Below are 12,243 nucleotides of genomic sequence, written 5' to 3'. Positions count from 1 at the left end.
GGCAGATATCGTGCAGACACCGCCAACCATCACCGGCCGTGACTGGGCCATGGTCGCGATCCTAGGGGTGATCTGGGGCGCGACCTTCCTGCTGACCGAGATCGCGCTGACCGGGCTGCCGCCGCTGTGGATCGCGGCGGGGCGGATCGGGTTCGCGATGGTGCTGACGGTGGCGGTCTGGCGCCTGCGCGGCGGGGCGCTGTTCCTGAGCGAGCGGACGGCCTGGCCGTCGCTGGTGCTGGTGGGCGCGCTGGCGTCGGCGGTGCCGTTCACGCTGCTGGCCTGGGGGCAGCAATACGTGACCGCGGGCTTTGCCGGCGTGTCGATGGCGGGCGTGGCGCTGATGGTGCTGCCGCTGGCGCATTTCCTGGTTCCGGGCGAGAGGATGCACCTGCGGCGGGCGGCGGGGTTCCTGATCGGCTTTCTCGGTGTGGTGCTGCTGATCGGGGGGCAGGCCTTCGCGTCCTCGGGTGCCGCGCTCGAGCCCTTGGGGCGCGCGGCCTGCGTGGCGGCGGCGGGCTGCTACGCGGTCAGCATGGTCACGATGCGGCGCCTGCCGCCGGTGGACCCAATCGGGCTGGCGGCGGTGCCGCTGATGGTGGGCTCGGTCGTGGTGATCCCGGCGGCGCTGGTCGTCGAGGGGGTGCCGCCCCTGCCCTCGGCCGAGATCCTGGCCGTGGTGGCGCTGCTGGGCCTGGTGCCCACGGCGGGGGCGAACCTGCTGCGGGTGCTGGTGATCCGCAGCGCGGGGCCGGTCTTCATGTCCCTGGTGAACTACCAGGTGCCGGTCTGGTCGGTCGTGCTGGGGGTCGTGCTGCTGGGCGAGCCGTTCGAGGTCTCGCTTCTGGCGGCGATGGGGCTGATCCTGGCGGGGCTTCTGGTCAGCCAGTGGGGGGCGCTGAAGCGGCTGTTCGGGCGACGGGCCGAGACGCGTCCGGCGGAGTGTCCCACGGTGGGACAGGTTTCCGCGCACGAAGAATCAATGACTTACAGAGACGGATTCACCAAGCGTTAGGAATGTCCCGCGCCGAGGCCCCGCGGGCGGGGCCAGCGGGGCGCGCCGAAAAGTGCCCCGCCGCGCCCTAGCCTTCCAGCTTCGTCAGGTCGGCGGCCTGAAGGCAGACCTTGCGGATCATCCCCAGCAGGTTGAGCCGGTTGCGCCGCACGATCTGGTTGTCGGTGTTGACCTGCACCGCCTCGAAGAAGGCGTCGATGGGCGCGCGCAGGCCGGCCATCGCCTGCATGGCGGTGGCGAAATCCTCGTCCCGCATGGCGGGGGCGATCCGGCCTTCGGCCTGTTGCAGCGCGTCGAAGAGCGCGCGTTCCTCGTCGGCCTCGGCGAATTTCGGATCGGCGCCGAAGGAGTATTCGACGCCGTCGTTCTCCTCGGCCTGGGTCAGGATGTTGTTGGCGCGCTTGAAGCCCTGCACGAGGTTTTCGCCGTCGTCGGTCTTGCGGAAGGCGGCGAGCGCCTCGGCGCGTTTGACCAGCAGGGTGAGGTCGTCGTTGCCCGGCATGGCAAGGCAAGCGTCGATCACGTCGTGCGGGATGCCCTCGTCGCGGAGGTGGACCTTGAGGCGGTCGTGGAAGAAGGCGAGGAGGTCGCCGGCAAGCTGAAACTCGACCAGATCCTCTTTCCGAACTGCGCTCCAGCTATCGATTTGCTTCTTCAACTCATCAAGATCGATAGTTTCGAACTCAAGGGTGCGAAGGCGATCTTCATCCAATCCAGTGGAGGCCGCGTAGCGCCTCCTAAGATTTAGCGGTGTATTCGGATCGCCTGCGCTTAACTTCGCAAACAGTTTCTCTACCCGAAAGAGCGCCAATAGTATTTGCCGCTCTAGCGAGAAACGCACCCCGTTCCCCAGCACCAGCCGGATCACGCCCAGCGCGGCGCGGCGCAGGGCGTAGGGGTCTTTCGAGCCGGTGGGCTTCTCGTCGATGGCCCAGAAGCCGGTGAGCGTGTCCAGCTTGTCGGCCAGCGCGACGGCGACCGAGACAGGCGCCGAGGGCACGGAGTCGGTGGGGCCAAGCGGGGAATAATGCTCCTGCGCCGCGGCGGCGACTTCGGGCGGAAGGCCGGCGGCCTCGGCGTAGTAGCGGCCCATGAGGCCCTGAAGCTCGGGGAATTCGCCGACCATCTCGGATTGCAGGTCGGCCTTGGCGATGCGGGCGGCTTGCTCGGCCGCGTCGGCGTCCGCACCCACGACGGGCGCGATCTCGCGGGCGAGGGCCGCGATGCGCTCTACCCGGTCCTTCTGGCTGCCCAGCTTGTTGTGGAAGGTGACGCTGGCGAGGCCGTCGGTCCAGTGCTCCATGCCGTGGTCGCGGACCGTGCGCAGGTCGTTTTCCCAGAAGAACGCGGCGTCGGACAGGCGCGCGGCCAGCACCTTCTGGTTGCCGGCGAGGATCGTCGCGCCGTGGTCCGCCGTCTCGATATTGGCGACGGTGACGAATTTCTCGATCCGGCCGGTGGCGGGATTGCGGACGGAAAAGAACTTCTGGTGTTCCTTCATCGAGGTCTGCAGCACTTCCGCAGGCAGCGACAGGAAGCGGTCCTCGATCTCGCCCATCAGGACGACGGGCCATTCGACGAGGCCGGCGACCTCGCGCAGCAGGCCCTTGTCCTCGACCAGTTCCAAGCCTCGGGCGAAGGCGATCTGCTGGGCGTCGTTCCACAGGGTCTCGGCGCGCTCATCCGTCGACAGGATGACCTTGGCGCGCTTCAGCTTGGTCTCGTAATCCTCGAAGGACGAGACCTCGAACGGGGCGACGCCCATGAAGCGGTGGCCGCTTGTGACGCGGCCCGCCGTGATGCCGTCGATGTCGAGCGGGACGACCGAGGCCTCGCCCGCGTCGTCGGTGAGGATGCACAGGATGGAATGCAGCGGGCGGACCCAGCGCAAGCTGCCCGCGCCCCAGCGCATGGACTTGGGCCAGGGGAAATTGCGGACGGTCTTTTCAAGCTGCTCTGCCACGATCTCGGCCGCCTGGCGGCCGGGGGTGGTGACGGTGGCGTAGTAGAAGGCGCCCTTCTTGTCCTCACGTTCTTCCAGCTGGTCGCGCGACACGCCGGCGCCGCGGCAGAAGCCCTCGATCGCCTTGTCGGGCGCGCCCACCTTCGGCCCGCGGCGTTCCTCGCGCAGCGTGGGCGAGTTGGCGGTGAGGCCGTGGACGGTCAGCGCGAGGCGGCGGGGCGTGGCGAAGGCCTTGGCGCCCGCGTAGGTGAGGCCCGCGTCGACCATTCCGTCGGTCATCGCCTTGAGCAGGTCGGCGGCGGCCTTTTCCTGCATGCGGGCAGGGATTTCCTCGGAAAAGAGCTCGATCAGGAGATCAGGCATTGGGGCCTCGGCGCTGGGATTTGCGGGGGCGTGTTAGCCGCCCCCGGCGCCGGGGTCCAGTGCGGATGAGGCGAGGCTCAAGCGCCGGCCTTGCGCGCGCCGCGCTCGGCCGAGTTCTTGGCGCGCTGGGCCAGCGTCTCGACCGAGTCGCCGGCGCGGGCCTTGACGATGCGGTACTTCGCCTCGACCGCGTTCTCGATCCCGAAGAAGATCAGGCCGAGGGCGACGATGCCCAGCGCGATGCGGCCATAGGCGACCGAGCGGATCTCCGTGAGCGCCTGGCCGATGCCGCCGGCCTGTTCGGGGTTCGTGGTGAAGGCGGCGTAGAGGACCAGCGCGCCGACGATGCCCACGACGAGCCCCTCGGCGAGGAAGCCGCCGCGCATCAGCGGGTCGAGCTTCAGCGTGGTCCGGTTGGTGCGGATGTCCTTCTGGTAGCGGCGGGAATAGCCCTTGTAGGCGTAGTAGATACCGGCGCCGAGGATGCCGAGGCCGATAAGGCCCACCAGCCAGCGCCCATAGGGCATCTGCATGACGCGGGCGGTCAGGCTTTCGGCGTTGCCGCCGCCGCTGCTGTCGCCCATGGCGAGGCCAAGCGCCGAGATGCCCAGCGCCGCGTGGACGAGGCCGGTGACGACGAGCGCGAGGCGGGCGAAGATGCCCTTGGCGTCGCTGCCGTAGGTGTCGAGGTCCATCCACGCGTCGATGAAGCGCCAGGCGGCGTAGCACAGCAGTCCGAGCCCGACGATCCAAAGCAGCAGCACGCCCCACCAGGACCCACGCAGATCGGCGAGCGCGTTGGTGGTGCCCTGCGCCTGCCCTCCGTAGATCGAGGCGAGCAGCGCGAGCACGCCGACGGTGACATAGACGATCGCGCGGGCGGCATAGCCGGCCTGCATGACGGGAACGACCCAGGCGGGGGCTTTGTCGGACATTGGAAGGCCTCCTTCGCGGGCACGGGACGCGCCCCTTCCGGGGGGGAAAGCGCCCGGACCCGGTGCAGGTTCCATCGCGGCCGGAGGAAGTCAGTCGCGGGGCGGGCAATCCTCGCCGAGCGGCGTGCCGTCGTAGGCGCGGTCGCCGCATTCGTTGACCTCGTGCCAGATGTAGCCGCGGCCGCTGTTGGTGATCGCCACGACGCGGTCGATGCCGAATTCGAGGTTGCGCTGGCCGGTGAAGACGCGGGCGCTGCCCTCGGCGATGGCGGCGCCGACGGCGTCGGCGTCGAAGCAGTCGAACCAGAACGGCCCGCGGCGCGGGATGGCGCGGGGGTAGATCTCGGCGTCGAGGGTGTCGAGGCTGGCATCGGTGCGGAAGCAGGCGCGGAACCGGATCGGCGAGCTTTCGGCGTCGATCGCGCGGAAGTCGCGCACCGGCAGGTCGATGGGCGTGCCGTCCGAGCCGGTCAGGCGGACGCTGTCCTGCATCGGCGCCTCTTCGTAATAGTGGAAGACCTGCAGGTAGTACATCCCTGCCCCGGCGACGATGGCGCACAGGATCAGGACGATGGCCAGGATTTTTCCGGCATGCACGGCGCTATCTCCTCGGGACGAAGGGGAAGGCCGCGGATCGGCGGGCGCGACCGGTCATGCCGCGGCGCCGCCCGCGGGGGTGCGCGCGAAGGCGTCGGCGCACATCTTGGCCAGCGCGCGCACCCGGCCGATATAGGCCTGCCGCTCGGTGACCGAGATCACGCCGCGGGCGTCGAGCAGGTTGAAGATGTGCGACGCCTTGATGCACTGGTCGTAGGCGGGGTGCGCCATGACGATCGCTTGGCCCGACCGCGGGTCGGCTTCCTCCTGGCCCAGGATGCGGGCGCATTCGGCCTCGGCCTCCTGGAAGTGGCGCAGCAGCATCTCGGTGTCGGCCACGTCGAAGTTCCAGCGGGAGTATTCCTGCTCGGTCTGGTGGAAGACATCGCCGTAGGTCAGCGGCTGCGGGCTGGCGGGATCGTTGTAGGGCATGTCCATGACGTGATCGACGCCGAGGACGTACATCGCCAGACGTTCCAGCCCGTAGGTCAGTTCGCCCGAGACCGGGTGGCAATCGTGCCCGCCCACCTGCTGGAAGTAGGTGAACTGCGACACCTCCATGCCGTCGCACCAGACCTCCCAGCCCAGGCCCCAGGCGCCGAGCGTGGGGCTCTCCCAGTCGTCCTCGACGAAGCGGACGTCGTGCAGGCCCATGTCGATGCCGATCGCGGCCAGCGATCCGAGGTACAGATCCTGCAGATCCGGGGGCGACGGTTTGATGATCACCTGAAATTGATAATAGTGCTGAAGCCGGTTCGGGTTCTCGCCGTAGCGCCCGTCGGTGGGCCGGCGCGAGGGCTGCACGTAGGCCGCAGCCCAGGGGTTCGGACCCAGCGCGCGCAGGGTCGTCGCCGGGTGGAACGTGCCCGCGCCGACCTCCATGTCGTAAGGCTGAAGCACCGCGCAGCCCTTTCCCGCCCAGTAGCTTTGAAGCCGCAGGATGATTTCCTGGAAACTGCGCGGTCTGTCGGTCGTTGCCTGCATGACGCTCTCCGGTCCGGTCGCGCGCCTGATAGGGCAAGCCGGCCCTCGGGGTCAATGAGACGGCGCAGATTCGGGGTGCACGTTACCGCTCTTATGTTAACACTCGTGCGGCAGGATCGCACCAACCGGGAAAGGCAGACCCGACGATGCTAAAGAAATTGATGGCGGCGCTCGCGCTGGCGGGGGCGCTGACCGTTGCGGCGCAGACCGAGGCACGGGCACAGCAGCAGGCATACTTCATCCAGGTCGAGGCGGAATCGAGCCTGACCGGCGCGCGCGAGACCGCGAGAAGCTACGGCGACGTCTTCGACAACGCCGCCAGCTTCGCGCTGGGCGGCGGGTGGTACGGCATCGCGCTGGGACCCTACACCCAGGACGAGGCCGAGCGCGTGCTGGCGAACCTGCAGGGCCGGGGCCAGATCCCGCCCGACAGCTACGTGCAGGACGCCGGACGCTACGACGAACAGGTCTGGCCGCCGGGCGCGGATCGCGCCAGCACCATGGCCCGGCTGGATGCGTCCGGGTCTTCGTCCTCGGAGGACGCGCTGGCGCAGGCGCTTGGCGCGGCCCAAGACGGTGCGCAGGACGCGCAGGACACCCAGCAGCAGGCCGCACGGGACACCGCGCCCGAGCCGGAAACTCCCGAGCAGGCGCGCGCATCCGAGCGCGAGCTGACGCGGGCCGAGCGCGAGCAGCTGCAGATCGCCCTGCAATGGGCCGGGCATTACGGCGGCCGGATCGACGCCGCCTTCGGGCCGAACACCCGCAACGCCATGCGCAGCTGGCAGCAGGCGAACGGCTACGAGACGACGGGCATCCTGACCACGGCCCAGCGCGCCCAGGTGCTGGAGCAATACAATTCCGTCTTCGACGGGCTGGGATTTGCCCGCCACGTGGACGACCGCGCCGGCATCGCCATGGAGATCCCGCTGGGCGTCGTCGCCTTCGACGGCTACGAGCCGCCCTTCGCGAAGTTCGAGCCGACCACCGACCTTGGCGCGCGGGTGCTGCTGATCAGCCGCCCCGGCGACCGCCAGACGCTGGGCGGGCTCTACGAGATCATGCAGACGCTCGAGATCGTGCCGCTGGAAGGCGAACGCAACCGCAGCAACGACGGCTTCGTTCTGAAGGGCGCGAACGACGCGATCGTCAGCCATACCGAGGTCGGGCTGGCCGACGGCGCGCTGAAGGGCTTTACCCTGATCTGGCCGGCGGGCGACGAGGCGCGACGGACCCGCGTGCTGGCGCGCATGCAGGAGAGCTTCGAGCGCCGGCCCGGCGTGCTGGAGGCGCCGGCCGCCCTTGCCGATGATCCGGCCGTGGACCTGGTGGCGGGGCTGCGCGTGCGCCAGCCGGTGCGCTCGACCTCGGGGTTCTTCGTCGACCGCGCGGGCCGCGTGCTGACCAGCGCGGCGGGCGTGCAGGGCTGCGCGCGCGTGACGCTGGACAGCGAGCACGAGGCACAGGTGGTGGCGCAGGATGCGGAACTCGGGCTGGCGGTGCTGCGGCCCGAGGACGCGCTTGCGCCGCGGCGGGTGGCGCAGTTCCGCGCCGACCCGCCCCGCCTGCGATCCGAGGTCGCCGTCGCGGGCTATTCCTTCGGCGGCGTGCTGGGCGCTCCGACGCTGACCTTCGGCACGCTGGAGGAGATGCAGGGCCTGCGCGGCGAGGATGCGCTGAAGCGGCTGACGCTGGCATCGCAGCCCGGCGATGCGGGGGGTCCGGTGCTCGACGATGCCGGCGCGGTGCTGGGCATGCTGCTGCCGCGCGACGACCAGGACAACCGCCGCCTGCCGCAGGATGTCAGCTTCGCTGCCAAGACCGACGAGATCATGGCCTTCCTGCGCGGGGCCGGGATCGACGCGCGGGCGGGCGGCGCCGGCGGGGCTTTGGACCCGGTGGACCTGACGCGCGTGGGCGCCGAGATGACCGTGCTGGTCAGCTGCTGGGACTGACGGCCGCGCCGCCGGCTCTCGTGGCCGGCGACGCGTCGTCCGGGCTTGTCACGGCGGGCGGATCGGGGCGAGGGTGCCGGCATGGATGATGCCGCCACCGCCCCCGATCCGCACGTGACCCCGATCACGCCCACCGCCCCGGTCGCGGCGGTGACGCATGGCGGCCGGGCGAAGTGCCTGCAGCGGCTGGTGCGGCTGGAGATGCCGCTGCCGCGCACGGTGGCGCTGTCCTTCGACACGGTCCACGGCATCGCCGCCGGCCGGATGCCCGACATCGCCGCGCTGGTCGCCGGGTTCCACGCGGGCGCGCTGCTCTGCGTGCGGCCGTCCTCGGGCGATCCGGACTGGGGCGGGCCGGGGGCGATTCTGAACATCGGCATGAACGAAGCGCGGTGCCGCGCGCTGGCCCCGCGCCTGGGCGAGGCGGCGGCGCGCGCGCTGTACCTGCGCTTCGTGGAATCCTACGCGGTGCACGTGGCGCGGCTGGATCCAGACAGCTTCGAGGGGCGCGACGCGACCCATCCCGACGCATTGGCCGCCGCGCTCGCCGCCTACGAAGACGAGGCCGAGGAGCCGTTTCCGCAGGACCCGGTGGTGCAGCTGTCCGAGGTTCTGCGCTCGATGGCGCGGGCGTGGGAGGGCACAACCGCGCGGCTGCTGCGGCAGGCGCGCGGTGCGCCGGCCGATGCGGGACTGGGGCTGGTGGTGCAGGAGATGGCGCTGGGCCTGGGGCCCGGCGAATGCGGCTCGGGCGTGCTGCAGCTGGTCGACCCCGAGACCGGCCTGCCGCAGATCACCGGGCGCTATCTGTCGCAAAGTCAGGGCCGCGAGGCGCTGGAGCACGGGCTGGCGAGCCTGTACCTGGGCCGCGACCCGCGCGGGCCCTCGCTGGAGGAGCTGGCGCCGCAGGCCTTCGAGGACCTGAAGCGCCACGCGGCGCGGATGCGCGAACGGCTGCGCGAGGAGATGCAGATCGAGTTCACGATCGAGGACGGCGGCGTGCACATCCTCGACGGCATCCGCGTGCCGCGCAGCGCGCGGGCGGGCCTGCGCATCGCCGTGCGGCTGGCCGAGGACGGCGTGATCTCGCGCGCGGAGGCGGTGATGCGGATCGAGCCGCGCGCGGTGTCGGAACTGCTGCACCGGCAGGTCGCACCCGGCGCGCCGCGCGCCGTCATCGGCCGCGGCGTCGCGGCCAGCCCCGGCGCCGCGTCGGGGCGGATCGTGTTCACCGCCGCCGACGCGCAGGCCAGCGCCGCGCGCGACGAGCCGTGCATCCTGGTCCGGCGCGAGACCACGCCCGAGGACATCCGCGGCATGCACGCGGCGGCGGCCGTGCTGACCGAGCGCGGCGGCATGACCAGCCACGCGGCGGTGATCGGCCGCGGCCTCGGCCTGCCCTGCGTGGTGGGCGCGTCGCGCATCCGCTTCCACTTCAAGCGGCGGCAGATCGTCGACACCGAAGGCCGGGTCTTCCGCGAGGGCGACGTCATCACCGTGGACGGCACCACCGGAGAGATCCTCGCCGGCAGCCCCGCGATGGTCGAGGCGGCGCTCGACGATGCCTTCACCACTTTGATGGACTGGGCCGACGCGGCGCGCGACATCGACATCCGCGCCAACGCCGACACGCCCGCCGACGCGCAGACCGCGCGCAATTTCGCCGCGCAGGGGATCGGGCTGTGCCGGACCGAGCACATGTTCTTCGAGGCCGACCGCCTGACGCCCATGCGCGAGATGATCTTCGCCGACAGCCCCGCCGACCGGCAGGAGGCGCTGGCGCTGCTGCTGCCGATGCAGCGCGGCGACTTCGTCGAGCTGTTCCGCATCATGGAGGGCATGCCGGTCTGCATCCGGCTGTTCGACCCGCCGCTGCACGAATTCCTGCCCTCGGACCGCGCCGGGCTGCGCGACCTGGCCGAGGCGCTGGACATGGCCGTCAGCGACGTCACCCGCCGGGTCGAGGCGATGGGCGAATACAACCCCATGCTGGGCCTGCGCGGCGTGCGGCTGGGCATCACCGTGCCGGAAATCTACGACATGCAGGCGCGCGCGATCTTCGAGGCGACGCTGGAGGCCAGCCGCGACGGCGCGCCGGTGGTGCCCGAGATCATGCTGCCGCTGGTCTCGGCGCGGCGCGAGGTCGAGCTTGTCCGGGCGCGCATCGACGCCGTCGCCGCAGCGGTACGCACCGAGCGCGGGCGCGACTTCACCTACCGGCTGGGCGTCATGGTCGAGACGCCGCGCGCCTGCCTGCGCGCCGGCGACATCGCCCAGCACGTGCACTTCCTGTCCTTCGGCACCAACGACCTGACGCAGATGACCTACGGGCTGTCGCGCGACGACGCCGGGCGCTTCATGCAGGCCTACGTGGCCGAGGGCGTCTTCAGCGAGGATCCGTTCCACGTGCTGGACCACGAGGGCGTGGGCGAGCTGGTCTCGATCGGGGCGGAACGGGCGCGGCGCGCGAAGCCCGGCATTACCCTGTCGATCTGCGGCGAACATGGTGGTAACCCCGAGTCGATTGCGTTCTGCCGCGCGGCGGGAATGGATTACGTCAGCTGTTCGCCCTTCCGGGTTCCGGTTGCGCGGCTGGCGGCGGCTCAGTTGGCCATCCGCGATGCGTGGCAAAATTAACCCAAATAAGCTCAAATTCTTTACGTTATGGTAACCATTCGGTAACCAGCAAGCGTTTTGCGGTGCTCTTCAGGCTCGCAAGGCGGTGCAACGACCGAAGGTTTTCGCCTATGTTACGGGCACTTGCGATCATATCTTTCCTGATTCTTCCCGCCTCTGGCGCGCTGGCCGACGGTGGCGGGCTCAAGGCGATGCAGCTGATCTCGCTCGAGCGCCGGGCGCTCGACGATACCGCGACGGCCCACCTGGGCCGCCTGCTGATGGGCCCGGACGCCCCCAGGATGCCGCGCTACGACGCCGCCTGGCTGGCGACCCAGCCCGAGGCTACCGGCGACAGCCAATGGGAATGCCTAGCCGAAGCACTGTACTTCGAGGCCCGCGGCGAATCCATCCGCGGCCAGTTCGCGGTGGCCGAGGTGATCCTGAACCGCGTCGAAAGCGGCCGCTTCCCCGACAGCGTCTGCGATGTCGTCCGGCAGGGCACCGGGCGCAAGTTCGCCTGCCAGTTCACCTATACCTGCGACGGCTTGCCCGAAGACGTGCACGAGAAACGCGCCTGGGAGCGTGTGGCCAAAGTGGCGCGAGCCGTGCTCGACGGCCGGGCCGGCCGGTTGACCGAGGGCGCGACCCACTATCATACAACCGCCGTGAACCCCGACTGGGCCAATGTCTACGAGCGCACCGCGCAGATCGGCGCGCATCTGTTCTATCGCCACACCTGGCGATCCACGAGCCGCTGAGCCTTCGGCGGGCCGCACGACGCCTTGGCCCGGCCGGGCAAAGGCACCCGAGGCCCGCCGCGGGCCGCCCTGCAGGAGCCCGCCATGGCCGACGAGATCCGCCTAGCCTTCGCGCACCCCTCGGAACGCGCCATCGCCACCGCAGGCGAGGCGCCGCGCGACCGGATCTCGGTCCGGGATCTGGTGATGGAAGCCGAGATCGGCGCCTTTCAGACCGAACGCGGCACCACCCAGCGGCTGCGCTTCGACGTGGTGGTCGAGGTAGCGCCGCTGGCCACGCCGGTCGAGGACGACGTCGACCGCATCCTGTCCTACGACCGGCTGAGCGAGGCGATCGCGCACGAACTGGCCGCCGAGCGGCTGAACCTTCTGGAAACGCTGGCCGAGCGCGTGGCCGAGCGCATCCTGCTCGAGCCGCAGGCGATGCGCGCCTTCGTGCGGATCGAGAAGCTGGACCGCGGCCCCGGCGCGCTGGGGGTCGAGATCGTCCGCACGCGGCGCGATTTCGGCGAGCACCTGGACGCCCTGGCGGACGAGGCTGCGCGCGAGCGGCCGCATCCGCGCATCGCCTTCCTGGCGAACGAGGCGATCGCCGATCCGCGGCTGGCGTCGTGGATCGACGCGCTGCTGGCGGGCGACGCGCCGGTGGTGCTGTGCGTGGGCGCACCCGACCTGCCCGCGCCGCAGACCGGCCACAAGATGACCCAGCGCCGCATCGACCTGCTGGCGATCGAGCAGAACGGCTGGTGTCTGGCCGCGCGCGACTTGCGCTGCAAGGTGGTCGCCACCCGAACGGAACTCGACTGGGAGATGCGCAACGGCCAGCTTTGCGTCTGGGCGCCGTCGAAGATCGTGCTGGACGCGACGCAGGGCCCTCAGGCGCAGCCGCGCGACGCGGTGGCGCTGGCGGCGTGGTTCGCCGGCGCGATGGAGGCGCGCGAGCTCGTGGTCGTGGGCGCGGCCGCGCCCGAGCCGGCGCCCGTTCCGGTGCGCGCCATCGCGCTGGAGGACGGCGCGCTGTAGTCGCTTGCCAAAGGCGCCGGGATCGGCCACC

Annotated in this window: 9 protein-coding genes; 5 read left to right on the top strand and 4 right to left on the bottom strand. The window is 70.5% G+C overall.

What is annotated here, in order from left to right; translation table 11 throughout:
- Nucleotides 1-49: 49 nt before the first annotated feature.
- Nucleotides 50-1,015, top strand: a complete 966-nt coding sequence (locus BLW27_RS11655; protein WP_089883468.1) for a DMT family transporter — start codon at nucleotides 50-52, stop codon at nucleotides 1,013-1,015.
- A gap of 67 nt (nucleotides 1,016-1,082) precedes the next feature.
- Here the strand turns inward: BLW27_RS11655 and glyS are convergent, their stop codons facing one another.
- The 4 genes from glyS to BLW27_RS11635 form a co-directional block, all read right to left on the bottom strand.
- Nucleotides 1,083-3,341 (bottom strand): glycine--tRNA ligase subunit beta, encoded by a 2,259-nt coding sequence (gene glyS / locus BLW27_RS11650; protein WP_089883466.1) that lies wholly within the window; start codon nucleotides 3,339-3,341, stop codon nucleotides 1,083-1,085.
- A gap of 77 nt (nucleotides 3,342-3,418) precedes the next feature.
- Nucleotides 3,419-4,276 carry a DUF1206 domain-containing protein gene (locus BLW27_RS11645; protein ID WP_089883464.1) on the bottom strand — a complete coding sequence of 286 codons (858 nt, stop codon included), beginning with the start codon at nucleotides 4,274-4,276 and terminating at the stop codon, nucleotides 3,419-3,421.
- A 90-nt stretch (nucleotides 4,277-4,366) separates the two neighbouring features.
- Nucleotides 4,367-4,873: a DUF6446 family protein gene (locus tag BLW27_RS11640; RefSeq protein ID WP_245710850.1), complete on the bottom strand. Its 507-nt coding sequence runs from the start codon at nucleotides 4,871-4,873 to the stop codon at nucleotides 4,367-4,369.
- A gap of 54 nt (nucleotides 4,874-4,927) precedes the next feature.
- A complete protein-coding gene (locus tag BLW27_RS11635) occupies nucleotides 4,928-5,857 on the bottom strand; it encodes a glycine--tRNA ligase subunit alpha (protein WP_089883461.1) in 930 nt (309 codons plus the stop codon).
- Between the two features lie 146 nt (nucleotides 5,858-6,003).
- Here BLW27_RS11635 and BLW27_RS11630 point away from each other — a divergent pair, with 146 nt between their 5' ends.
- From BLW27_RS11630 to BLW27_RS11615, 4 genes are all read left to right on the top strand, one after another.
- The gene (locus BLW27_RS11630) at nucleotides 6,004-7,812 is read left to right on the top strand and encodes a trypsin-like peptidase domain-containing protein (RefSeq protein ID WP_089883459.1); all 1,809 of its coding nucleotides are present in this window, start codon (nucleotides 6,004-6,006) and stop codon (nucleotides 7,810-7,812) included.
- Nucleotides 7,813-7,893: 81 nt separating this feature from the next.
- On the top strand, nucleotides 7,894-10,449 hold the full coding sequence (locus tag BLW27_RS11625; RefSeq protein ID WP_089883457.1) for a putative PEP-binding protein: 2,556 nt from the start codon (nucleotides 7,894-7,896) through the stop codon (nucleotides 10,447-10,449).
- A 110-nt stretch (nucleotides 10,450-10,559) separates the two neighbouring features.
- Nucleotides 10,560-11,189 carry a cell wall hydrolase gene (locus BLW27_RS11620; RefSeq protein ID WP_089883455.1) on the top strand — a complete coding sequence of 210 codons (630 nt, stop codon included), beginning with the start codon at nucleotides 10,560-10,562 and terminating at the stop codon, nucleotides 11,187-11,189.
- Between the two features lie 84 nt (nucleotides 11,190-11,273).
- The gene (locus tag BLW27_RS11615; protein WP_089883453.1) at nucleotides 11,274-12,212 is read left to right on the top strand and encodes a dihydroneopterin aldolase; all 939 of its coding nucleotides are present in this window, start codon (nucleotides 11,274-11,276) and stop codon (nucleotides 12,210-12,212) included.
- Nucleotides 12,213-12,243: the final 31 nt, after the last annotated feature.

This window comes from Citreimonas salinaria, assembly GCF_900107235.1.
Lineage (GTDB): Bacteria > Pseudomonadota > Alphaproteobacteria > Rhodobacterales > Rhodobacteraceae > Citreimonas > Citreimonas salinaria.
Note: the sequence above shows the minus strand (reverse complement) of the source record. Positions and strands in the feature narration are given on the sequence as shown.

What these genes read in the sequence shown, in the direction of transcription:
- BLW27_RS11655 (WP_089883468.1), top strand. Translation starts at nt 50, where the DNA reads ATGGTCGCGATCCTAGGGGTGATCTGGGGCGCGACCTTCCTGCTGACC.
- glyS (WP_089883466.1), bottom strand. Translation starts at nt 3,341, where the DNA reads ATGCCTGATCTCCTGATCGAGCTCTTTTCCGAGGAAATCCCTGCCCGC.
- BLW27_RS11645 (WP_089883464.1), bottom strand. Translation starts at nt 4,276, where the DNA reads ATGTCCGACAAAGCCCCCGCCTGGGTCGTTCCCGTCATGCAGGCCGGC.
- BLW27_RS11635 (WP_089883461.1), bottom strand. Translation starts at nt 5,857, where the DNA reads ATGCAGGCAACGACCGACAGACCGCGCAGTTTCCAGGAAATCATCCTG.
- BLW27_RS11630 (WP_089883459.1), top strand. Translation starts at nt 6,004, where the DNA reads ATGCTAAAGAAATTGATGGCGGCGCTCGCGCTGGCGGGGGCGCTGACC.
- BLW27_RS11625 (WP_089883457.1), top strand. Translation starts at nt 7,894, where the DNA reads ATGGATGATGCCGCCACCGCCCCCGATCCGCACGTGACCCCGATCACG.
- BLW27_RS11620 (WP_089883455.1), top strand. Translation starts at nt 10,560, where the DNA reads ATGTTACGGGCACTTGCGATCATATCTTTCCTGATTCTTCCCGCCTCT.
- BLW27_RS11615 (WP_089883453.1), top strand. Translation starts at nt 11,274, where the DNA reads ATGGCCGACGAGATCCGCCTAGCCTTCGCGCACCCCTCGGAACGCGCC.